Raw genomic sequence first — 22,673 nt, forward strand, 5'->3', positions numbered from 1 at the left:
CAAAGACCAAACGAGAGTAAATTTTTCATAAGGATAATTCATCTTCCTGATCAGCTTTTTCACTGCTGCGCCATTTCCAAAGCTTTGGTGGTGGTGTAATATTTAGCAATCATGCAAGGCACTTCCCAGGCTGGCAGATTTCCTTCCTTAAGATATTGCAGGTATCTTTTCATCACATCGCCAAAGTGCGATTCATGGCCCTTGTCATATTCTGCGGGAATATTTACACGCCATCCATTGGTAACCCATGACATGCTTACGCCAGGCATTTCCTGGTTGATATCTTTTATTGCCTCATTCAAAGCTTTTGATAAACTGCCTGTATCGTTTGGATTTACAGGCCTTACATATAGCGTTGCTTTCCAGTTTTCTTCAGCGCCTTGTTTGATTTCAAGATGGGCTTTGCTGCCTTTTAATAAAGAATAATAAGTATCTCCGGCTCCGGCAGGCGCATCATAAGTCCACAACGCAGTTATCCTCGAAAAAACGCCTTTAACAGAATAGTTAATCGAACCGTTGCCATGCGTCATCAAAGAATCGCCTTTCACATATTTTTGTAAAAAACCAGGAAACTTGTCTTCATTGGTAATTTTTGAAAACTGGGCCAGCGAAAGCGGTGTGGGCCATATTTTGGAAGAATTAATCGTAATATCTTTTGTATAATCAAGCGCCACGTTTGGAAAACATACCCATTGAACCAAATCCACAAGATGAGTTCCCACATCTGTGATAGCATCGCCCTGCTGTGTGGGGTCAAAAAACCAATCAGGACGAATTAAGGGCTTGCCCGAAACCTGCTTAAAATAACGATGCACGCTTTCCATTATCACAGCAGGCGCATCTTTAGTGCCTTTTTGCAATTCGCCAAAAACTGAGGAATTATGAGCCAATCTTTTTTGAAGAACAGTTGCTGCCACGGAACGCTCTGTCATGATATCATACAAAAGCACATGCTTGTCTTGGGCATCCTGGAATGCTTGTTTCAGCATTTCAAAGCCATCCGTGTTAATCGCCATTGGCTTATCTGCCAGCACATTTAAACTATTATCTACCGATTTTTTTATGTATTCTGTCTTAAGCTGGTTATTGCCCGCGAGAACGACAACTGTGTTTTTCGCACCCTTATTTTCGTCCAGCATTTTTTGTAAATAATCTTCGCCTTCATATACTTTTTCATCCCAATGCGTGGGATCGTCTGCACGGCTATTGTATTGTTTGATATAATTCAATTGCTCTGTTAATCCAAGTCCTTTGGGAGCATATACATGCACAACAGAATCGATGCCCGGGTACATGATTTTTTGCACCAATGCCGCATGAAAATGAGCCGGAGCAAGGGTAATCAATTTTATTTCCTGCCCGTTTGAGGCATTTGATGAAGAAGCATCTTTATCTGATCCTTGCTGGCAACCGGATATCATTAAAGCGGATATTAATAAAATAATTACAGAGTTATATTCAAGAGCTTTTTTATACATTGGTATCAGTTAGATTACTGTTTTTAAATCATATTCTAAATTCAATTGATAAGGCCAGCGCTCTGCCCGATGCAGCATGGCATTGGCTTCTGTGTCATTATTGAATTTTTCTTTCACCGGATCCCAATATAATTTTCGTCTCAGTTTCATCGCAATGGCATTGAGCAGGCATACTGAGCATGCGCGATGGCCTACTTCTATTGGCGCTATGGTAGGCGCGCCACTGATGATGCACTCCAGCCAGTTGAGGTGATGATCTTTGCTTTTGTATAAATGAATTTCGTCAGGCCCGATAACAGAATCCAATATTTTAGGGTCGCTTGCGGATAACGATTTTTGATTTTTTTCTTTTGAGACGGGGTCGCTGGCAGTAACGGTATAATTGCCACGGCCAACAAAAATCCAGCCTTCTGTTCCTACAAACTTGACGCCATTGTCGTAGCTGTTGCTGGCAAGCACTTTCACGCCATTTGCAAAAACGCTCTCTGTTTTAAACGGCCCGTGCACATCCCACAATGCATCTTTGGGCGGCCACACGACCTCCTGGCAGGAAATCTCTACCGGCCCGGTATATTCTGTTCCCATTCCCCAGTTGGCAATGTCAAAATGATGTGCTCCCCAGCCAGTGATCATTCCTGCGCCGTACTGTTCGCAGCGAAGCCAGCCCGGACGGGAAAAAGTTCCATCCTGCGGGTGCACGCGGTGCTCGGTATAAATTGAATAGGGCGTACTTCCCGACCATTTTTCATAATTAAGGTTGGAAGGCACGGGCATTGGTTTTTCAGGATACGATGTTTTCGGATCATCGGTAGGCAGGCCTACATAAATCGTTTCAATTTTTCCTATTCTCCCATTTCTAACCAGTTCGCAGGCCTTATGAAACTGCGGCCACGGCGACAAAGAGCGCTGCTGCGAACCAATTTGAAATGTAATACCGGATCGGTACACTTCATCACTTAGAATTCTTCCGCCGGCAATTGTGAGTGAAGCTGGTTTTTCCATATAAATATGTTTCCCTGCCCTGGCCGCGTGTACGGCCGCTAAAGCATGCCAGTGATCCGGTGTGCAGATAAGCACCGCATCAATATCTTTATTGGCGAGTAATTCCTGGTAATCATCATACGTTTTTGTTCCATTGTAGGATGTTCCTTTTTTCTTGGTGTAAAGGCCATCCACAAATTCTTTTCCCTGCTTTATGCGGTTGGAGTCTAAGTCGCACACGGCCATAATGTTGGCCAAATCCCATTGAGCAGTGCCTGGAATGTCCCATCCACGGGCGATACGGCCAACGCCAATTACCCCAATGTTGATTTTGTTGGAAGGCGCGCCCTTTCCCAATACAGTGGAGGGCACTATATCGGGAAAGGCATTTGCTGCGCCGGGAAGATGCGCCATAGCGATAGCGCCTGCCGCTCCTTTTACAGAAGAGGACAAAAATTTCCTCCTGTTCAATTGGCTTTCGGATTCTTTTGAGTTCATATTCAGGTTTTTCATTTTTAAAAGTTTAATGATTTTTTTTAGTAGGGCAGTGGATCGTCCGGGCTTACTGCATGTGCTTTTGAATAATCCAATGGCTTAGCGTTTCCAACGGCCCATTGTATTCCGCCCCAAATAAATTTCTCAAATACCGGGTTAGAATAAAATTCTCCATCATGCCCCAAAGCTGTGTACCATTCACGCCCGCCATCAAATTGGTGGCACCAGCTTGAAGGAAAAACATTTCCATACATCACAGGCTTTTCATTATCAGTAACGGTGCTTAAATCGTGAACGGTAAGCACATGGAGATCGGGGTTAATATCTTTGGTGTAATAACATTCGTCATTCACCTGCCAATGACGTGGTAAAAACGTAGTAGATATATTGGTGGTGTCAATAACGATTTCGCTGAAAGGCTGATGCTTTGCGTGGCGCACAAAAGTTCCGCCCACAAGCCGTATAAACCACGGCCATGTCCGTTCGGTACCTGTCACAGAGTGGATGCCTACAAACCCGCCACCCGACTGGATGTAGCGCATCAAGGCCACTTTCTGAGCATCCGTTTCAAACACATCATTATTGGTACTGGTAAAAATTAAGGCATTGAATTTTTTTAAATTGTCATTATTAAAATCCGAAGGATTATCAGAAACGGTTATTGAAAATCCATTTTGTTTTCCCAACCTTTGAATGCAGGCTACTGCAGAGGGAATGTTATCATGCACATAACCTTTGCCATTTTTTGTATACACCAGCACATGTATTTTCTTCCAGTTTACATGTTTCTGCTGAGCTGTCAACTTCTGTGCAGATATGGGAATGATTATAAATGATACAACGAAAGCCTTAAAAAGCAGGCGCTGTAATTTTCCTGCATCTAAAATCGCAGTAAACAAATCAACCTGTCCGGTAGGCAGGCTTTTATCTTGATTTTTTATTTTCATCCCCTGGTTCATTTCAAAATGCTGAGTGATATGTTTTCAAAATCATATAATCTTTTTGCATGGCTATTTGCCCATTTCAATTGGAATTCTGTTTGGCTGTCCAAAACTGTTCCATGCATTTTCAGCTACAGAAACACAATAAAAAAAAAGCGATAAAAAATGAAAGCGAATTTGATGCATATCTGAATCGTTACCTTAGGAATTATCAATACGTTAATAAAACCATAAAATAAAAGTAGGTAAAAAGTTTTAAAATGCAACCGGTTACAATAATTTTTCTCTTTATAACAGAATATGCTGCAATCGGTTGCCGGGACCAATTTTTTTTTAAAACCCGCTACAGTCAAACGTTTTAGCATGTGATAAAAGTTTTCAAATCTATAACCAATTAATTTTTTTATTTTTAATCCTTTTTTTAAAAAACTGTTTTAAACAACCGATTGTTAAATGAAACAAAGCAAGGAAGTTACCATTTATGATATTGCTCAGAAATTGCACATCTCCTCCGCAACTGTAAGCCGCGGCTTAAATAATCATTTTTCAGTAAACAGGAAGACGCAAAAAATTATAATTGAAACGGCCAGGGCTATGGGATATCGTTCCAATTTATTCGCAAAAAATTTAAGGCACCAAAAGACACGCACACTCGGTATAATCGTACAAACGCTTAACAGCAACTTTATCGCCTCCGTCCTTTCCGGAATTGAACAGGTAGCCAATAAAGCAGGATATAATCTCATCATTTCCCAATCGCAGGAATCGCAGGTAAAAGAAGCCATTAACGCAGAGGCCATGTTCAACAGGCGTGTTGATGGATTAATAGTTTCTCTCGCGTTTGACACGAAAAACGTTTCGCATTTTGATTCCTTTTTTAATAAGGATATTCCTGTTGTTTTCTTTGACAGGATAAGCTTCGGTCAATCCAGCACCAACGTGGTAATTGATAATTTTAAAGCAGGATATGAAGCAACGCGCCACCTGGTAAGCCAGGGATGTAAAAGAATAGCGCATATAACGGGCAACCTTACACGAAATGTATATGCAGACAGGATGAAAGGTTATAAAGAAGCGCTGGAGGAAAGCAAGATCCCGTTTAATGAAAAATACTTGCTGATTAATAATATGGACGAGGTCAGCGCACTTGACGCTGCTGCCCGGTTAATGTCTATGAAACTTATGCCTGACGGCCTTTTTGTAGCCAATGATAACTGTGCTGCCGTCTGCATGCAAGCCATTAAAGATGCAGGCTATTCTGTTCCAAAAGATATTGCCATAGTGGGATTTAATAATGATATCATTAGCCGCGTGGTGAATCCAAAAATAACAACGGTCAACTATCCGGGCGAACAAATGGGAACCATAACAGCCAATGCATTAATTAATCATCTCGAAGGAAAAGCCAACCTTGGCGCCACCAGTACTATTATTATTAAATCAGAATTGATCATTAGAGAATCTTCATTGAGAAAAAATATAAGATCTGCTAAAAGGGTAAGCCATTAAGCACATATTTCAATTGGCAAACTGTGTTTATTTTTTCATATTGAAACAGCAGACAGATAAATAAATGAGAATTTTTATTTTGCTTTGTTCATTCTGAAGATATGCGAACTAAAATCATTATCAACTTTTTTAGAAAAAATTTCTTTTTTCTTATTCCTTAACTAGCTTTGTTGCTCAAAGTACTTTTAACATGAATAATAAGCACCAGGACGATATCGAACACATCCGCTCTATGATGGAGCGTTCGTCGCGTTTTATTTCTTTAAACGGCATGTCGGGCGTAATAGCAGGAATCGTTGCCTTAATTGCAGCTTTGGCCTCCTATTATCTTATTAAAAATAATGGCGGAGCCTATTTTGGAAACAGTCCTGTTAATCTGCCTGCACCATTGCTTACGAAGCTAATTATCATCTGTGTGGCAACACTGGTGATTGCGATATTTTTTGGAGTTTATTTCACCCTTCAAAAAAGCAAACGAAACAATCAAAAAATATGGAACGCGCTTTCCAAAAGGCTTGTAATAAGCCTTTTTATTCCTCTTATTGCGGGAGGCATTTTTTGTATTGCTCTTTTTTTCCAGGGTTATTTTGGTTTGGTAGCTCCTGTCATGCTGATATTTTACGGCCTCGCGCTGATGAACGCCAGTAAATATACTTTTAATGATGTAGAATATTTGGGATACTGCGAACTAATCCTGGGTTTAATTTCATTGTTCCTGGTTGGCTATGGGCTTATCTTTTGGACAATTGGTTTTGGCGTACTGCACATCGTTTACGGGATTATGATGCAAAAAAAATATCATTAACTTTTCGCGAAAATGAATTTATTCCAATCTTTAAATAAAGAATTTGAAAGCAGGATTCGCCTGGGGATCATGTCTATCCTGATGGTGAATGAATGGGTTGAATTTAAAGAAATGAAAGAAACATTAGATATTACAGACGGTAATTTAGCCAGCCATATTACGGGTTTGGAAAAGAATGATTACATAGAAGTGAAAAAAGAATTCGTAGGTAAAAAGCCTAAAACTTCTTACCGGGCTACAAAAACCGGCCGTAAAGCTTTTAACCTCCATCTAAACGCTTTGGAAAAACTGATAAACAGAAAATAATTTTTTTTGGCAGTAAAGCAACAAATAAATCAATTTATTATTCCGCTTGCTCTTAAGAAAACAAATCCATCTTCCTAAACAATTTTTGCTGGCAGCACAGATTTCAGATTATTTGAAAGATGGAAGAAACCTTGATGAATTCACTGAATTTGAAGACAAAACGAAAAAGCTGACAGTAGATGAAGTGCATGCGGCCTTTAAAAAGTATTTCGATACCTCTAAGTTCGTACTCGTGTACGCAGGTGATTTTAGTAAAAAATAGCAACACCAAAATTTGCAAACTAAAAGGATAGCTTTGAAAAAAGGCCATCCTTTTTTGTATTGCTAAACGAGTTGGGATCTTGTTTGCCGAAAAAAACAGTCATTTTTTCTCATAATTCTTAGCTTTAAATTTTTATTACCTCTCAATCAAATTTTTCAAAATGAAACAGATTCTTTTGCTGCTGGCAATTGTAAGCCTCTTTACCCTTTGTTCAACCGGCCAAACAACGAGTAATTCATCCGGCTTTTACAACGTAAAAAATGCAGGTGCAAAAGGCAATGGACAAGACCTTGATACAAAATATATAAATGCATCGATTGAGGGAGCTTCGAAGGCAGGCGGAGGTACTGTTTATTTTCCTGCCGGAAATTATCTGAGCGGATCTATTCATTTAAAAAGCAACATCACGCTGTATTTCGATAACGGCGCCACCCTTATCGCAGCGCCTTCTGAAAGCAATAATGAATACGATTTGCCCGAGCAGAAGGTAGACAATATGTTCGAAGATTTTGGGCACCGGCATTGGCATAACAGTTTGATATGGGGAGAAAATCTTCATGATATTGCCATCGTTGGACAGGGTATGATTTGGGGAAAAGGATTGGAAAGAAGTAACAAAGGTGAGGATGATAAACGGCCAAATAAATCAATCAGCCTTTACCAATGCAGGAATGTTTTAATCCGCGATATCACCATGTTGCACGCAGGATGGTTTGCAGTGCTGGCAACAGGCGTGGATCATCTTACCATCGATAATGTGACGATGGATACCAACCGCGATGGAATGGACATTGATTGTTGCCAGGATGTAAAAATTTCAAATTGCAGCATCAACTCACCGCTTGATGATGCGATAGTTTTAAAAAGCAGCTATGGCCTTGGTTTTGCGAGGCCCACAAAAGACGTAATGATTACGAACTGCGAAGTGAGCGGTTTTGAAGAAGGAAGCTTTTTAGATAAAACCTACAAAAAAAATGAAAGCAGAAGACCAACGGGCCGCATTAAAATGGGCACAGAATCCAACGGAGGTTTTCAAAATATTACGATTTCCAATTGCGTGTTTGATTATTGCGGCGGGCTCGCTTTGGAAACTGTGGATGGCGCATTGCTTGAGGATGTAACCATAAACAATATCACCATGCGCGACATTGTGAATGCACCGATATTTATCAGGCTTGCTGCAAGAATGCGCGGCCCGGAAGGAACTCCTGTAGGCTCGTTACGAAGAGTAATTATCAGCAACATGGTGGCCTGGAATGTGGATGCGAAAACCGGCGCCATCATCAGTGGAATTCCCGGACACGACATTGAAGACGTAAGCTTGCACGATATTAATATTTATTTCAAAGGAGGAATTAGCGCACAGCAGGCAGGAAAATTAAACCCGGAATTGGATAAAGCGTACCCTGAGCCCGGGCGATTTGGCGTGTTGCCTTCGTATGGATTCTTTATCCGCGATATTGACGGGCTGCAAATGCAAAACATAAATCTTCATGTGATCAATCCCGACGGAAGGCCGGCTTTCGTTTTGGATAGTGCAAAAAACGTTGACTTTCGTTTCGTTAAAGCACCTGTGCAAAAAGGAGTTCCTTATGTGGATGTTAAAGAAGCTGAAAATGTGAGTTTATTTCAATCGTTCGGCGAAAAAAACAAAACGCTGGCACATGTGACGAACATGAAACTTTGAGCAAATTCTTTATCGACAATTTGTAACATAAAGGCGCAATCGCTTTACAGTAAAAGAATAAGTAATAGAATTTTTTTTTTGAGAGAATGATGATATGTCTGAACAATGTCAAACCATTCCTTCATGTCAGGAATTGAATGGTGCCTCGCCTCTGCTATAAACTATTCTTCCCTGCACCATCGTTTTTTCGACGGTAAATTCGTCATCAAAAATTACAATATCTGCATCCTTGCCGGGTGATAATTCTCCCTTTGTTTCTAAAACATTCATGATGCGCGCAGGTGTCATTGTAAGCATTTTTACGGCATCGGTCAAAGGCACACCAGCTATGGTTACCATCGTTTTTAAAAGACGAATGGTGGTGGCTACACTTCCCGCAAAGGATGATCTGTCAGGCAGCTTTGCTACTCCATCTTCAACAATTACTTTTAATCCATTATGAAGACTGCCTAAAACGCTTTCTCCTTCAGGCATTCCGGCTGCCCGCATTGCATCGGTTATAAGGGCAATCCTGTTGGCACCTTTTATTTTATAAACCAACTTTAGTAACGGAGCTGGTAAGTGAACGCCGTCTGCAATAATCTCAACGTCCATGCCGTCAATCAGGTAGGCGCTTTCAATTACGCCGGCAAACCTGAACGCATTTCTCCGGGTAACGCCTGTCATGGCGGAATATAAATGTGTAATTAAAGAATATCCATTCTCAAAAGCCTCGAGTACTTCTTCATAAATCGCATCTGTATGAGCGATGGCCGGCAAAATATTTTTTGATGCAAGATATTTTCCCAATTCAATGCTTCCTCTTAGTTCAGGGGCACTGCTCCATCTTTTAATAGAAGAAGTAGCCGAAAGAATTTCTTTGTATTCTGATGGATCAGGATTTCGTATATAACGTCCATCCTGTGCGCCTTTTTGGTTCGTTGAAATGTAAGGACCTTCGAGATGCATACCAAGAAACTGAGCGCCCCTACTATTTTTTTTATTTGCATTTTTATAAATAGCCAGTGTTTGAAACAGTTCTTCCTTGCTACTTGTAAGCGTAGTAGGAAACATGGAAGTAGTTCCGTATTGAGCATGCGTTTCAGCGATTTTTAAAAATCCACTTTCGCTTCCATCCATAAAATCGTGGCCACCACCGCCATGAACATGAATATCAATAAAACCAGGCGAGACGTAATTTCCTTTGGCATCAATAACTTTTGCGCCGGCAACTTCTTTATCTTCCTTGTCAATAGATAGTATTTTTTTTCCGGAAATAACAATCGTTTCGTGCTCCAATATTTGATCAGAGATAATGATACGGCCGTTTATAATTTTAATGATTTGCTCAGGCATTGATTTTTTCTTTTGTGTCAGAACGCAGACCGGAAGCAGAGGTATCATCAATAAAAAGAGAACAGTGGCTATGCGTTCTCAAAATAGTAGACGGATATAAATTGCTGATTTCATTTTCCAAGGTATGCTTTACCGCTTCGGCTTTTCTTTCGCCAGGCACAGAGCAAATAATATTTTTTGATTTTAGAATTTGCTTTACCGACATACTAATTGCTTTTTGCGGAACCTCTTCAAATGAGTCAAACCATCCCTCGCCTAATTGCTGCTTTTTGCAGGCTTCGTTTAAATCAACGATGATATAAGGTTTGTCAGTTTCAAAATCGGCAGGCGGGTCGTTAAAGGCAAGATGGCCGTTTTCGCCAATTCCAATCAGGGCTACATCTATGGGGTGATTCCGGATCAAATCACTCAAACGCCGGCACTCCTCATCAGCATCCCCTTCGCCATTGATTAGCCATGCATCTTTAAGCGGGGTTACCTGGGATAAAAATCTTTCTAGTAAATATTTTCTAAAGCTTGCCGGATGCGTGATTGGCAGAGAAATGTATTCATCAAGATGAAACATTACCACTTTATCCCACTGAATATTTTTGGCGTCGATCAAAGTTTTTAAAGTTTCAAACTGGCTGGTTCCGGTAGCAAGAATAATGTTGGCTGTTCCATTATTCGCTATCGCTTCCCTGATGAGTTGAGCGGCTTTTTCGCCCGCAGCTTTTCCAAGAGCAATTTCGTTTCTGTATATGAATGTATTCATTCATGCTAATGTAAACAAAATAAAAATCTGTCTTAAAGATTTGTTTACTGGATTAGCAAGTCAATTTCAGGTGAAGTATATACTCATATTCTGTCCGCAAAAATGCAAAGGATATGCGAATAGAAAGACGAAGAAAAGGAGTAAATTTATTACTCATATTATTTTTAGTTTGTCTTAAGTTCAAAATTCTTTTCATTAGCCGGGTTTCCCTTTCCTTTGTAGGCAGCCACTTCGGGATAAGGATAAACAGGCCGTGTCATTACCGTCTTTCCGTTTTCAATTTTTGATAATATTATGCGTTCAGGCGTCTTGTTATTTTCCGTCCAGTCTTCAATGATTTTTACCCAGTCCACATAATCCGGCCCTGTGCCACCTCCGCAATGCAATACGCCGGGTAGCAAGAATAAACGTATATAAGACTTTAAATCCCTATCCATTTTCACAGCATCATCATAATGCTGAATGGTTGCAAAGGCAGACAGCGCAGGATCGTTCCAGCCGTGGTAGAGTATCATCTTTCCATTATTTCTTTTAAAATCACTATAGTCTATACTGGTAGCATCCAAATAAGATGAAGCATAGCGGGTTTCTTCAAAAAAATTCTTAAAGTCATATTTGCTATAATCCCATGAAGGGTTATTAAAAATTAAATATTTAAACATTTCGGTCGCCAACGTGTAATGAAAGGATGGCATTTCTTTTGTCCCGGCTATCCACATATCCCATGAGCCAGGTTCACCTTCCAACCCATAGGGAAATCCCGGATAAACCATTTGGCTGTCCACCATCAGTGGATTGTAAATAGCTTTAATGGCAGCTACCTGCTGTTGGGAAAAGCAGCCCGGACCTGCTTTGTTATCAGGACAGACAGGCAACATTGAAAGATCGAATTTACAACTTCTGGGATCATTGATGATGTTATCTTTCACGCCATCAATAGTATCGCATTGCTTTAACACAAGCTCCTGCAATAGTTTCAGGTTATCGCGGGTAATAACAGGCTCGTCCCGGTTTTTGGTGTCAAGATAATTCATTAAAGATTCTTTTATATACTTGGCGCCGATTGCAGGCCAGTTAAACGCAGGAGCGCCGGCTACTATACCATTAAAATCTTCAGGATAAAATTGAGCCTCCATCATTGCCTGACCGCCACCCCGTGAGCAGCCAAAAAAATAAGTATAAGAAGGGGCTGCACAATAAAAAGTATGCATAACCGACTTAGACACAACGGCAGTACGATGCACAGCGAGGCGGCCAAAATTAAGCTGCCGCTCCATATTATTTAGCGCCCAGCCTGCCTGATCTGGTTCCGCTGTATGCCCGGTATTGGTTCCAACCGTTGCACATCCCTTGTTCACATAATCAATCAAATCGTTTTGAATGGATCCTGCAAAAGCGCCACCTCCAGACATCAGCAGCCTGCCATTCCATTGTTGCGGCAACAGCAACTCAAAATCAATTTCTTTACTTATTCTTCCAAACACTTTGCAGAACGGCACAGTAACCACATAGGAAGAGTTCCATGGTACCGGGCTTTTGATGGTATCGTGCAAGAGCGTTTCCGCTTTTAAAATTGTAACGTCGGGCAGTTGAAGCGTTTTGAGTTGTTCACAGGGTGTACATGGTTTTAGGTTAGCCATATTTTGTCCGAAAAAATGGAAAGGATATGCGAAGAGAAAGACGAGGAAAAAGAGTTTGGTTTTCATCTAAAATATTTTTTATTAAAGTGATTTTTATAATTTGCTAATTCGTCCGGCTCATATCTTGTTCCGAACTTTTTCTTTATTTTATTCGACGCTAAAAACTACGTTCGGGTTAATTTTAATACGCTATTGGCTTAATAAGACTTGCTTATTCAACCAATATAAAAAAAGATCCGCCCATTGGTCTGAAGGCAGGTTCTGTTTCTTTATGCCAAATCCATGTCCGCCTCTTGAAAAAATATGCAGTTCTGCTGAATGGTTTGAGTTTATCCAATCATTATATAGACGAATGCTATTTGAAACGGGAATCATTTGGTCATCTGTTGCGGCTGCAACAAACAAAGGTGGTGCATCGGGATGTACTGCGCCGGATTTACGAACAGAATCTGCAATTAAGCCATACAATGAAGCTACAAAATCAGGTCTTGTTTTAGGTGTATAATGGTATGCCAGCAATGCGGATAAAGTGCCTCCTGCAGAACCGCCCATAATGCCAATTCTGGCAGTATCAATTTTATATTCTGTTGCGTGTTGCCGAAGGTAAGTAATGGCTGTTTTTGCATCTTCCAGTTCCAGATGCCAAATTTGAGCAACATTCTTTTCAAAATCTTTATCGTTGGTGTTTTTCACCATTTCTGTCCATGCATCATCCGTTACCAAATGATAGGTTCTGTATTTCAAAACAAAAGCAGTTATTCCTTTTTCATTTAACCAATGGGCTATATCAACAACTTGCTCGATGAATAAAGTTTGTAAACCGCCACCCGGGCAAACTATAATTGCAGTACCATTGCTTATGGAAGAGTTGGGTATAAATGCCATTAAAGTTGGATGAGTAACGTTATAGATCAACCTCGTGTTGAATGGATTTTTAGTTGTTTCTTTTTCCTGCCAGGTCCAGCTTTCTGCGCCGGGAGGTACTTTATCGTAGAGTTGGATTATTTTTTGTTGGGCTTTGATTGGATTGATGCAATAAGATAAATTTAATAATAGGAGGCTTGTTATAATGAAGAAGGAAGTTACTTTTTGGTTCATGTTAGTTTAATTGTGCGGGGTTAAATAAAAAGATTTATCTAAAATAATTTGCCCTCCCCTTTTCCTCTTCTGCTCCTGTGGTTCTTGTGCGGCTGGCTTTAAGCTTTTGCTTTCCAAAGTTTCGGATATAGGTTAGCTTAAAGGTTCTCCATGAAAACCGTAAATGAATATCTCCAACAAGGTTCTTTTCTGGCAGGTCGGTATACCCACGGTAATCCGTGGAGTTGTTAAGCAGATCGCTGGCAGAAAAGTTAATATTATCCCTATCGCCTAATTTTTTTCGTACAGCAAAGTCGAGAGACCCCCATGGTTTAAATACCATAATTCCATCCAGACTGCGGGAGTTGTAAAAGCCGGATAATTCCATCGAAAAATTTGCAGGCAGTATAAACGACTGGCTCATATTAATGATGACTTGTTTGTGCTCAATCCTTATCGGTTCTTTTTGATATTCCGCGTTTACCTGCTGCCACTTTCCGGTAATATTGTATTGCATACTCCACCAGCTCGTAACAGCAACAGGAATAGAGAGTACGAATGTTAACAGTTTTTGATTATCCAGGTTTTCTGGCTTGTTAATTATTTTGTTAGAAACCGAATCAACGTTGGGCTGAAAAGATGTGATGGCATTGTTTTCTTTTGTGAAAGTAATCTGTAGGAAATATTTTTTAAAAGTGTATCCCGCGCTAACAGCATGAGCAATGGCCGGCTGCAACGCAGGGTTACCCGTTAATAATGAATTCTTGGTATTATAATAAGTGAAAGGAGCCAGGTCGGTGTATGCAGGTCTTGTTATGCGGCTGTTATACGAAAGGTTTATACTATTTTTTTCATTCAGTTTGTGAGAAAGGTATAAAGTAGGGAACAGTTTTCCGTAATGACGGTCAACGATATTTTTTTCAGTTTCAGACCCCAGGTTTGAATTGGTATATTCATAGCGCAGGCCGCCCTTTACGGACGTCTTCACACTTGTCGTTATATCGAGAGAAAGGTATGCAGCAGAATAATTTTCTTTCAGGGTGTAATTGGATGAAAGAGCATCATCTTTTACCCAATTGCTCTGGATAAATCGCTCAAAGAGGAGGTTATTCCTAAAATCGGCGAGGGTGCCTTTTATACCGGCTTCAAAATTTAGTTTTTGTGACATCTTGCCGGAATAGTCTAAAGCGCCAATCCAAAAATTCAATGGCGTAATCTTCCCGTTACGAAAAGTTTCATCATACATAAAATTTTCTGTTTTATCATAATACTGGCTGTAATAATGGAAGGGCTGGTTGTTTTTATAATGCAGATGGGAGGCGTTAAAAGAAAGGTTTTTACCTTCATTAAACTGCTGCTGCAGGTTTATATTAATTCCGTAATCCTGCCAGTTATTCAATTCGGTGTTGGTACTTACCGACGTAGTGTCGGGATGGCCGTTCAGGTTAAAGGTAGTATGGTTATGTTCTGACTGTCTATACCAGCGGCCATTGCTGGTAAGCAAAATACCGACTACCGTACGACGGCTAAGCTGATAATCCAAGCCCAGGCGCGCAGTATGCGTGCGGGTGATATCGGTCCTGTCGAGTGTGCCGTATGTTTCATAGATACTACCATTGTTAGATATCCGGTTATACGAAGTACCGGCGAATATACCTTTAACACGTGAGTACGAAAAATCTCCATAGATATTCAACTTCGCTGTACGGTGATTGAAATTCAGACTGGCCTGTGTTACCCATCCTTTTCCATATCCCTGTGTAGCGGAAAATGATCCGTTGGTACCCAGGTTATCATTCTGTTTTAATACGATGTTGATATAGCCGGCGTTGCCCTCGGCATCAAAATTGGCAGGCGGTGTTGTGATGAGTTCTATTCTGTCAATGTTGCCTGCACTCATACCATCTAACAGTTCCAATACCGCGGAGACAGGCATATAATTCAGTTTCCCATTGATCATTACCCGCACACCTTCTTTGCCCATCATGGCGATGGTGTTATTCTGCCTGTTTACCACCACTCCCGGCGAACGCTCCAGTATTTGCAAGGCGGTGCTGCCTGCAGCGGTAATACTGCCCGCAACATTTACCACCAACCGGTCAATAAGCGCTTCCACCAAAGGCTTTTTCTTCTCAACGGTTACTTTTTCCAAAGTGTTTTCATTCTCTGAAAGATGCAGAGGAGGCTGATTTATGTCCTGTGTGGCACTCGAAATCAATATTGAATCGGAATAGCCTTGCTTGTAATTCACAAATGATGACGCGATAAAATAAGTTCCCCGGGATATTTTGAAAAAAGTATATTCTCCTTTTTTAGAAGAAATGGTGCCCTTCACAAGGGAAGAATCCTTAGCGTTCAATAATAATACACTGGCATCACCAAGAGGTTGATTTTCCTTATTTAAAACAATGCCCGAAATCGTTGCCTGGCCGCAGCAGTGTACCATAATAACGGCAAGAGATAAAGTACATATTAATCTCTTGGCATTTTTACTTCCGGATAGATTAATTCGCATTTTACTTGAGTTTGACTTGAGTTTGACTGCAAAAAATAAGTTCGATTGTTTTCATTGATGCCAGGTTGAAAATGTAACAGTTAATGAAACTTTGTTAGGTGCTTTGCCTTGATCCCTCCCCCTACGGAAGCAGGACAAGGCTATTAAATTGATCTCATAAATTCATTTCGCCTGCATAACCCGCGTTCCCTGCATGGCAACGATTTCCCAATCATCACCTTGCTTTTTCAGAATGTACATCCATCTGTATTCACCGGATATATCCTCGTGTCCGACATGCCCTTTTTCAGTATCATGTTGGGTCACGACAGCTACGTTTTCATATACAGTAACTTTCCTGTCATCCGGAATGATTGATTCAAATTTCAGGTTGCCTGCTTTAATAAAATCAACCAAATCTGCCTTGCCATTTACTTTTCCGCCAGGGTCAGTAAAGATGTACGTATCAGCGAAATACTTTTCAAAAAAAGCGACATCGCTTTTCATTAATGCATCTTTTAATTGTTCGACTACCGTCGTTACTTCCTGTTCAGCACTGTTGTCTTGCACACTGGTTTGAGCGTGAATTGCCAAAGACATAGAAATTAAGAATGCTGTCGTAAGAATTGTCTGTTTCATATTGATGTTTGATTGTTTTAAAATGCGGGATGGCTGTCAGGGGAAATGAATTCTGCTTAAAAGCTGTTTTACCGGATTTGGATAAAAAAATAATTTTAAAAGTAAAAAGCCCGGCATTCCGGAAATAGTAAAAACGCGACAACTTTATTCTTCCCTGTTTACTATCACAAGTTGTTCTTCGGGTGCCTCATGATTAGCGGGAAGGCTGTTCTTATTTCTGCCGCTCATAATCCCCGCAGCGTCGGATTTCAGGCGCTGTATCTGAAAAAAATCAGCCAATGTAAAACGCGTGATTGGCATCAGTTGTACCTGTTCAGGATGCTGATGATTAAAAAAATCAAAAGGTGTAAAACCGGTAAACGCTTTAAAGTCTCTTATTAAGTGCATCTGATCAAAATAGCCACACTCATAAGCAACAGAGGACCAGCTTTCACCCGGCTGCATTATTTTCCTTTTTAGAACTTTATCAAAGCGAACAATTTTTGCATATAGTTTTGGAGAAACGCCAACCTGCTCTTTAAATCTTCTTTGAAAATTACGGATGCTCATATTGGTTTTGCAGGCCCACTGTTTAATGCTTAATGTATTTGGATGGGTGTTTATTAAATTTGAGGCAAGAGCAATGTTGTTCGAAAAAGTATTATTTTTTACACGCCTGCTGAGAAAAGAAAGTAAAAATTTATCAGCAATACAGGCCATTTGCCAGACGTTTGTTGCATAGGCTAATTGTTCTTCCAAAATGGCGGCCTGGTTTCCTAAAACTTCTTCCAAAGAAAATATCTCATCAGAAAGCTCATACATGGGTAAGCCAAAGATCCTGTTTATCCCATTCGCTTTAAAGTCCATAAGAAAAGCATGGAACCTTCCATTAAAAGAGATGATACCACCAGGGCCGGTAGAAGCCCCTACGATGCAATTTCTTTTGCCACAAAAGGTCGGGCTGTTTTCGGTTACCGTCTTATGCTGTGGCTTATCGCCAAGATAAAAGGCAATGTTTGTTTTATTACTTGCCGGCCAGCAGCTTTCGAATGAGTATTTATCCTTGCCCGAACTACTCAGGATATAATTATCAACAAAAGCTGATAACGAAGGATGGGGTTTGATGTAATAATTGATGAGCAAGAATCTTATTTAAATTATAATGTAAAGAATACGGATTCTGAGTATCACAGAATATGGATTATAATCTTCACTCAATTCAATAATTACTACTGTTCTTCTTGCGAGCCGGAGCGCCTTGCTTTAGTGTCGGAAAATCTTAATTTAGAAATTATAGGTATTTTTTTTCTTTAGATAAAGGGGATTATAAAAATAGACCTATTATACTTTATGATTTCTTACAAATTATTACACAGTATTATATTCTCATTCATTGGCAGGATGGGTGTATTAATTGGTAAGAAAGGCATGTTTCTTTGATAATGACTTTGTTCTTAAGCAGTAGGATTTGCTGAATGTTGGTGTTTTTTGGGGAAGCCATATTTTGCTCAAAATAAAAATCTTCCTTAAAGGTTTGTTTACTGCCACCTTACCGCAAATGGGTTTTAAAAGCTGGAAAAATTATAGTTCAATCCAACTGAAACAGCCTATTTTGAAAGCAGGTGAATCTAAAATTCCTCTGTAACAATCTTATCTTCCTTCACTCCTATTTTCAATAAAATTCCTTTAATACTTTCTATCATCGGATCAGGCCCGCAGATATAAAAGTATTGATCAAGATTTTTTATTTTTTCTTTCAGATAATTTTCATCGATCAAACGATGATCATATTTTTCCGTTTCTTCCTGGGTGATGGTATTGATAAAATTATCGCCAAGTATGGTGGTAAACTCGTCTTTCAAAATGATATCGTTAGTTGTTCTGTTTGAAAATAAAAGTTTGTTGTTTCCGATTTTATTTTCTTTATGCAATTGCCGCAGAATAGCGATGAACGGAGTAACTCCGGCACCGCCCGCAATAAACACGCCTTCGCCTTTGTAGTGGATTGCTCCCCAGATGTCGTGTAATATCAGCTCATCGCCGGCATGCAAAGTGCCTAACTTATTGGTAACGCCCTTGTGGTCATCATAAATTTTAATCGTAAATTCAAGATGGTCCCATTCATTAAGACCGGTAAAAGTAAAAGGCCTTCTTTCCGTTTTCCATTCAGGAAGATTAATCACTATATCGGTAGCCTGCCCTGGAGTGAATACATAATTGTCAGGTTTAGCAAGCGTAAAACGTTTTACATTGTGAGTTACATTTTCTGTTTTAAGAATTTTTACAACATGCTCCTCATTTGGATAATCTGCCATGATATAGTTTTTGATTAAAGTGAAATAATATCTAAAAATCGTATGGAAATAATAATTACAAAATATTAGAGTAATTTCTGTTGAAAAAGTTACAGCAAGGCTTTTATTAATAACACTGCCTCGAGGGAAAGTTTAGATCTCCGCCAGGTATTTGTGTACAAAACTTATGGCCATAGAGCCTTCCCCTACTGCTGAAGCAACGCGGTTCATGGCGCCTGCACGCACATCGCCGGCAGCAAAAATTCCAGGGAGGCTCGTTTCAAGTAGATAGGGATTTCTTTCAAGCTTCCATATCTTTTTAAAATTTTCATAATGCTGAAGGTCTCTGCCCGTTTCGATAAATCCCTTCTCATTCTTAATTATCTGGTCATCCAGCCAGTCGGTAAAGGGCCTGGCGCCTATGAAAATATATAAAGCAGAAGCGTTTTCCGTATATACCTCTCCCGTTATTAAATTTTTGATCGTCAGCCTTTCCAAACTCTCCTGGCCTGCGGCTTCTACCACTTCCCTGGCAATACATACCGAAATATTTTCTACACTATTTATCTGGTCGATCAAATAGGATGACATCGTATAACTCAGGCTATCTTTTCTTATCAAAATATTTACCTGCTTTGCAAATTTTGATAAATACATAGCAGCCTGCCCGGCAGAATTGCCGCCACCAACAATGTAAACAGGTTTGCCTTTGCAGGCCGACGCCTCCGTATTCGCAGCGCCATAATATATTCCGGCACCTTTAAATTGGGCAATTCCCGGCGTTGTCAATTGGCGGTAATCCACGCCCGTTGTAATTACTATCGACCTGGTCATTACTTCACTATCATCTCCTAAAATTATTTTTTTGTAATTATCCTGTGTCCGGATGGCCTTCACGTATCTCGGAGACAGAAAATCAGTACCAAACCTGACAGACTGAGCCATGGCCCTGCGTGTGAGATCTGCGCCGCTTAATCCTGTAGGAAATCCCAAATAATTCTCAATGCGCGAGCTGGTACCAGCCTGCCCGCCCGGAGCTCTTCTTTCTATAAGCAAAGTTTTTAACCCTTCTGACGAGCCATACACAGATGCGGCTAATCCTGCCGGGCCGGCGCCAATGATTACTACATCATATATTTCATTTTTGACATCGGGGTTTAAGCCGATACGTTTGGCCACGTCAATTATTCGTGGTATTTTAATTAAAGAGCCGTCTTCAAAAAATATTACCGGCAAATCTTTCGCCACCAGGTTATTTAATTCCAACAATTGCTTACCATCTTCGTCAGTAGCATCCAGCCATTGGTAGGGAATCAGGTTGCCTGATAAGAATTCTTTTATTTCGTGGCTTTTTGGTGAAAACTGGTAGCCAACTATTTTGATACCCTTAAAATCAGGATGAAAATTATTTTGCCAGTCATCCAGCAAATCATTGATAACGGGATATAATCTTTCTTCCGGGGGATCCCATGGCTTGCTCAGATAATAATCAAGCTTCACATTATTAATCGCTCTTATGGCCGCATCAGTATCTGAATAGGCAGTGAGCAACACTTTTTTTGCTTCATCATAATATTGCATCGCCTGTGATAAAAATTCTACACCTTCCATTTCGGGCATTCGCTGATCTGAAATAAACATCGCCACCGATTCGCCACGGTTCTTTAATTCAAGCAAACTATCAAGCGCTTCTTTTGCTGAGGAAGTGCTGAGCACGCGGTAATCCTGCCGGTATTTATTTTTCAAATCCCTGGTGATGGCGCGAAGCACCTGCACATCATCGTCTATAACAAATATGATTGATTGGTCCATGTTACTATCTTTTTCGCTTAGAAAGGAAGACAAATTTCAAATTCTGTTTGGCCCGGCTGAGAATTTACTTTTACCTCCCCATTATGCTGAAGCATGATGCGGCTCACTACATCCAGGCCAAGGCCCGATCCCTTCCCCATTTGTTTGGTTGTAAAAAACGGGGCGAAGATATTTTGTTTTATCTCATCAGGGATGCCTGTACCGTCGTCTTTGATGCTTACTTTCAAAAACCGTTCGTCATAAGAGGTGGTAATCGTTAAAGTGCCCTTGCCGTTGGGTTCCATCGCATCAATCGCGTTATCAATAAGATTGGTCCACACCTGGTTCATTTCACCCGGAAAAATCTTTATGGCAGGTATTGTCGTATCGTAATTTTCTATCACAGTGATATTCCCTTTCCTGATTTTATAATTCAGCATCGTTAACGTGTTTCGGATGCCGGAATGTATTTCAGTTAATTGCCTGTCGGAATTCTTATCCATAAAAGTAAAATTCTTCACAGCATTCACGAGCGTGGATATCCGATCTGAAGAAACGCGGATATCATCAGCCATTTTATGAGTGACCAGGTAATTGCTCACCCACTCCAGCAATACAGGGAGATGCGCCTTTGTAGAACATTCTTTAAAAACATCCAGCTCAGAAGTTGTAAAACCCCGCTCTGCCAATCCTTCGGGATCAGTATCTGCTAAATTGTTTTCGTATAGCCAGTCCGTTAGTTCATCTTCAAGGTTTGCCTGTTGCATCATTGATAATGGCGACGGCTCAGAATTGATCTTGTTAATAATAAGCTTGCTGATTTTTTCAATCTTACCAGGTTCTATTTGCAGGTTTGCAACAGATTCGAACAGGTAAGGCAACCGGCTCACCTGGGTTTGCAACAAAGCGGCAGCACGCGAAATGGCTGCAGCCGGATTATTAAGCTCATGTGCAAGGCCCGCTGACAGCTTGCCAAGCGCAAACATTTTTTCATTCTGCTGTTGTATAGCCGTGAACTCGCGCACGCGGCTCAGCATCATGTGCACCATTGCCTCTATTAGTTGATAATGAGTTCCGAAGCCGGCTATTAATTTGTCTTTTGAACATTTGAATACACGTGAATCTTTTATTGCCTCGCAAAACGCGGGCGTAACGGTGGCTCTCGAATAAGGAAGATAGCCAGTTACCTGCCCCGGATCAAGAATGCGCAATTCTTTTTGCTTTCCCGATTGAACCGCACAAATTCTCATCTTTCCTTCCAACAAAATATAACAGGTAACCACCGGCTCACCGGCATTAAACAGTAATTCATTTTTTTGCAGTTCCTGCGGTTCGCCCTGGCTGATAAGCCATTCCAACTGATCATTGGGAACCTGCTGAAACTCGCTCACAATTTTCAGATCTTCAATGGTGACTTCTTTCATCTCATAAATAAATTTGTAGCAAGGTAGTTATTGAAACAAGAACAACAATCAATTTTGTTAGCATGCTTCGGAATTATAAAATCAATTTTTCGGCACTATTGCGATAATTTCTGTACTAACATTTGAAATTGAATTTTCAATTCGACAAACAATTTAATTTAGCGAAAATTAATAAATAATTATGAACAAGCTGCCTGAGCCTCATCAAACACTGAAGTTGTTTCTTTTATTGATTGGCTCAAAAGCGCCGGGACGAAACGTGGAGCAACATGATTTCTTTTTTGGCATTGCCCGGGAATTAAAAGAATTGGTTCCTGCTATAAAGGCTTTCTGGCCGGAAGCAGGCAGTACGCTGCATATAGACGCCTGGCGGGAAGTAACCAAAGTTGAAGATTATAAAATTGCTATCGGTTTAAAAGATGAAAAAAGGGAGTTGCAAAACAAATTATTTTTCATCAATCTTGGGGGATACCAGGCCAATAAGCTGGAAGAGCAGCACTATACAATATTGACTGTACAACCTACCCGCGCGCTTGCAATCAGCAAGGCAAAAAAGACAACGTTTTTTACAACAAATACGCTGAAGGAAGCCACCTCACACATTGATGATAAATATGGAATTGATGTTGATGATGTTTACCAGGTAGAAGATATTTTAATACCTGAACATAAATCAAAGTACAGCGTAATTATTTCAAAAGGAGAGGAAGTGGAAGAAGATAAAATCCATCCGGGCTATCTAAAGCTAACCAGCATGAAATAGCAGTAAAGCAAAAAATAAT

At 40.3% G+C, this 22,673-nt stretch carries 19 protein-coding genes; 6 read left to right on the plus strand and 13 right to left on the minus strand.

Annotation, left to right across the window (positions count from 1 at the left end):
* Positions 1–59: 59 nt before the first annotated feature.
* From EFY79_RS18940 to EFY79_RS18950, 3 genes are read right to left on the minus strand one after another with little or no spacing between them, the layout of a single operon-like run.
* Positions 60–1,478 carry a putative oxidoreductase C-terminal domain-containing protein gene (locus EFY79_RS18940; RefSeq protein WP_123122319.1) on the minus strand — a complete coding sequence of 473 codons (1,419 nt, stop codon included), beginning with the start codon at positions 1,476–1,478 and terminating at the stop codon, positions 60–62.
* 9 nt (positions 1,479–1,487) lie between these two features.
* Positions 1,488–2,957 (minus strand): Gfo/Idh/MocA family protein, encoded by a 1,470-nt coding sequence (locus EFY79_RS18945; protein WP_123122352.1) that lies wholly within the window; start codon positions 2,955–2,957, stop codon positions 1,488–1,490.
* A gap of 38 nt (positions 2,958–2,995) precedes the next feature.
* Positions 2,996–3,901 carry a ThuA domain-containing protein gene (locus EFY79_RS18950; RefSeq protein ID WP_123122353.1) on the minus strand — a complete coding sequence of 302 codons (906 nt, stop codon included), beginning with the start codon at positions 3,899–3,901 and terminating at the stop codon, positions 2,996–2,998.
* Positions 3,902–4,348: 447 nt separating this feature from the next.
* Here EFY79_RS18950 and EFY79_RS18955 point away from each other — a divergent pair, with 447 nt between their 5' ends.
* The 5 genes from EFY79_RS18955 to EFY79_RS18975 all read left to right on the plus strand — a co-directional run bounded on the left by EFY79_RS18955 (position 4,349) and on the right by EFY79_RS18975 (position 8,464).
* Complete coding sequence (locus EFY79_RS18955; RefSeq protein ID WP_123122320.1) at positions 4,349–5,404, plus strand: LacI family DNA-binding transcriptional regulator; 1,056 nt, start codon at positions 4,349–4,351, stop codon at positions 5,402–5,404.
* Positions 5,405–5,594: 190 nt separating this feature from the next.
* Complete coding sequence (locus EFY79_RS18960; protein WP_123122321.1) at positions 5,595–6,209, plus strand: hypothetical protein; 615 nt, start codon at positions 5,595–5,597, stop codon at positions 6,207–6,209.
* A gap of 12 nt (positions 6,210–6,221) precedes the next feature.
* The gene (locus EFY79_RS18965; RefSeq protein WP_123122322.1) at positions 6,222–6,515 is read left to right on the plus strand and encodes a winged helix-turn-helix domain-containing protein; all 294 of its coding nucleotides are present in this window, start codon (positions 6,222–6,224) and stop codon (positions 6,513–6,515) included.
* A gap of 46 nt (positions 6,516–6,561) precedes the next feature.
* Entirely contained in the window at positions 6,562–6,777 is a 216-nt protein-coding gene (locus EFY79_RS18970; RefSeq protein WP_123122323.1) for a hypothetical protein, read from the plus strand.
* A 160-nt stretch (positions 6,778–6,937) separates the two neighbouring features.
* Complete coding sequence (locus EFY79_RS18975; protein WP_123122324.1) at positions 6,938–8,464, plus strand: rhamnogalacturonidase; 1,527 nt, start codon at positions 6,938–6,940, stop codon at positions 8,462–8,464.
* A 126-nt stretch (positions 8,465–8,590) separates the two neighbouring features.
* Here EFY79_RS18975 and nagA read toward each other — a convergent pair whose 3' ends face one another.
* The 10 genes from nagA to EFY79_RS21955 form a co-directional block, all read right to left on the minus strand.
* Positions 8,591–9,799 (minus strand): N-acetylglucosamine-6-phosphate deacetylase, encoded by a 1,209-nt coding sequence (nagA, locus tag EFY79_RS18980; RefSeq protein ID WP_123122325.1) that lies wholly within the window; start codon positions 9,797–9,799, stop codon positions 8,591–8,593.
* Positions 9,792–10,553: a glucosamine-6-phosphate deaminase gene (locus tag EFY79_RS18985; protein ID WP_123122326.1), complete on the minus strand. Its 762-nt coding sequence runs from the start codon at positions 10,551–10,553 to the stop codon at positions 9,792–9,794. Before EFY79_RS18985 ends, nagA begins: the two co-directional genes overlap by 8 nt.
* 164 nt (positions 10,554–10,717) lie before the next feature.
* Positions 10,718–12,259, minus strand: a complete 1,542-nt coding sequence (locus EFY79_RS18995; RefSeq protein WP_123122328.1) for a tannase/feruloyl esterase family alpha/beta hydrolase — start codon at positions 12,257–12,259, stop codon at positions 10,718–10,720.
* Between the two features lie 123 nt (positions 12,260–12,382).
* The gene (locus EFY79_RS19000; RefSeq protein WP_123122329.1) at positions 12,383–13,291 is read right to left on the minus strand and encodes an alpha/beta hydrolase; all 909 of its coding nucleotides are present in this window, start codon (positions 13,289–13,291) and stop codon (positions 12,383–12,385) included.
* A 34-nt stretch (positions 13,292–13,325) separates the two neighbouring features.
* Positions 13,326–15,785 carry a TonB-dependent receptor domain-containing protein gene (locus EFY79_RS19005; protein ID WP_123122330.1) on the minus strand — a complete coding sequence of 820 codons (2,460 nt, stop codon included), beginning with the start codon at positions 15,783–15,785 and terminating at the stop codon, positions 13,326–13,328.
* 162 nt (positions 15,786–15,947) lie between these two features.
* The gene (locus EFY79_RS19010; RefSeq protein ID WP_123122331.1) at positions 15,948–16,403 is read right to left on the minus strand and encodes a nuclear transport factor 2 family protein; all 456 of its coding nucleotides are present in this window, start codon (positions 16,401–16,403) and stop codon (positions 15,948–15,950) included.
* 144 nt (positions 16,404–16,547) lie between these two features.
* A complete protein-coding gene (locus EFY79_RS19015) occupies positions 16,548–17,525 on the minus strand; it encodes a helix-turn-helix domain-containing protein (RefSeq protein WP_123122332.1) in 978 nt (325 codons plus the stop codon).
* A gap of 485 nt (positions 17,526–18,010) precedes the next feature.
* Entirely contained in the window at positions 18,011–18,697 is a 687-nt protein-coding gene (locus EFY79_RS19020) for an FAD-binding oxidoreductase (RefSeq protein ID WP_123122333.1), read from the minus strand.
* A gap of 132 nt (positions 18,698–18,829) precedes the next feature.
* Complete coding sequence (locus tag EFY79_RS19025; RefSeq protein WP_123122334.1) at positions 18,830–20,488, minus strand: FAD-dependent oxidoreductase; 1,659 nt, start codon at positions 20,486–20,488, stop codon at positions 18,830–18,832.
* A 17-nt stretch (positions 20,489–20,505) separates the two neighbouring features.
* Positions 20,506–21,891: an ATP-binding protein gene (locus EFY79_RS21955; protein ID WP_123122335.1), complete on the minus strand. Its 1,386-nt coding sequence runs from the start codon at positions 21,889–21,891 to the stop codon at positions 20,506–20,508.
* Between the two features lie 181 nt (positions 21,892–22,072).
* Between EFY79_RS21955 and EFY79_RS19035 the strand changes: the two genes are divergently transcribed.
* Positions 22,073–22,654: a DUF1543 domain-containing protein gene (locus EFY79_RS19035; protein WP_123122336.1), complete on the plus strand. Its 582-nt coding sequence runs from the start codon at positions 22,073–22,075 to the stop codon at positions 22,652–22,654.
* Positions 22,655–22,673 lie beyond the last annotated feature (19 nt).

The sequence above is a fragment of the Hanamia caeni genome (genome assembly GCF_003721595.1).
Classification (GTDB): Bacteria; Bacteroidota; Bacteroidia; order Chitinophagales; family Chitinophagaceae; genus Ginsengibacter; species Ginsengibacter caeni.

Coding starts and splice junctions, on each gene's coding strand:
- EFY79_RS18940 (WP_123122319.1), bottom strand. CDS start 1,478: ATGTATAAAAAAGCTCTTGAATATAACTCTGTAATTATTTTATTAATA.
- EFY79_RS19025 (WP_123122334.1), bottom strand. CDS start 20,488: ATGGACCAATCAATCATATTTGTTATAGACGATGATGTGCAGGTGCTT.
- EFY79_RS19035 (WP_123122336.1), top strand. CDS start 22,073: ATGAACAAGCTGCCTGAGCCTCATCAAACACTGAAGTTGTTTCTTTTA.
- EFY79_RS18960 (WP_123122321.1), top strand. CDS start 5,595: ATGAATAATAAGCACCAGGACGATATCGAACACATCCGCTCTATGATG.
- EFY79_RS18995 (WP_123122328.1), bottom strand. CDS start 12,259: ATGAAAACCAAACTCTTTTTCCTCGTCTTTCTCTTCGCATATCCTTTC.
- EFY79_RS18950 (WP_123122353.1), bottom strand. CDS start 3,901: ATGAAAATAAAAAATCAAGATAAAAGCCTGCCTACCGGACAGGTTGAT.
- EFY79_RS18975 (WP_123122324.1), top strand. CDS start 6,938: ATGAAACAGATTCTTTTGCTGCTGGCAATTGTAAGCCTCTTTACCCTT.
- EFY79_RS19000 (WP_123122329.1), bottom strand. CDS start 13,291: ATGAACCAAAAAGTAACTTCCTTCTTCATTATAACAAGCCTCCTATTA.
- EFY79_RS21955 (WP_123122335.1), bottom strand. CDS start 21,891: ATGAAAGAAGTCACCATTGAAGATCTGAAAATTGTGAGCGAGTTTCAG.
- nagA (WP_123122325.1), bottom strand. CDS start 9,799: ATGCCTGAGCAAATCATTAAAATTATAAACGGCCGTATCATTATCTCT.
- EFY79_RS18985 (WP_123122326.1), bottom strand. CDS start 10,553: ATGAATACATTCATATACAGAAACGAAATTGCTCTTGGAAAAGCTGCG.
- EFY79_RS18955 (WP_123122320.1), top strand. CDS start 4,349: ATGAAACAAAGCAAGGAAGTTACCATTTATGATATTGCTCAGAAATTG.
- EFY79_RS19005 (WP_123122330.1), bottom strand. CDS start 15,785: ATGCGAATTAATCTATCCGGAAGTAAAAATGCCAAGAGATTAATATGT.
- EFY79_RS19020 (WP_123122333.1), bottom strand. CDS start 18,697: ATGGCAGATTATCCAAATGAGGAGCATGTTGTAAAAATTCTTAAAACA.
- EFY79_RS18945 (WP_123122352.1), bottom strand. CDS start 2,957: ATGAACTCAAAAGAATCCGAAAGCCAATTGAACAGGAGGAAATTTTTG.
- EFY79_RS19010 (WP_123122331.1), bottom strand. CDS start 16,403: ATGAAACAGACAATTCTTACGACAGCATTCTTAATTTCTATGTCTTTG.
- EFY79_RS18965 (WP_123122322.1), top strand. CDS start 6,222: ATGAATTTATTCCAATCTTTAAATAAAGAATTTGAAAGCAGGATTCGC.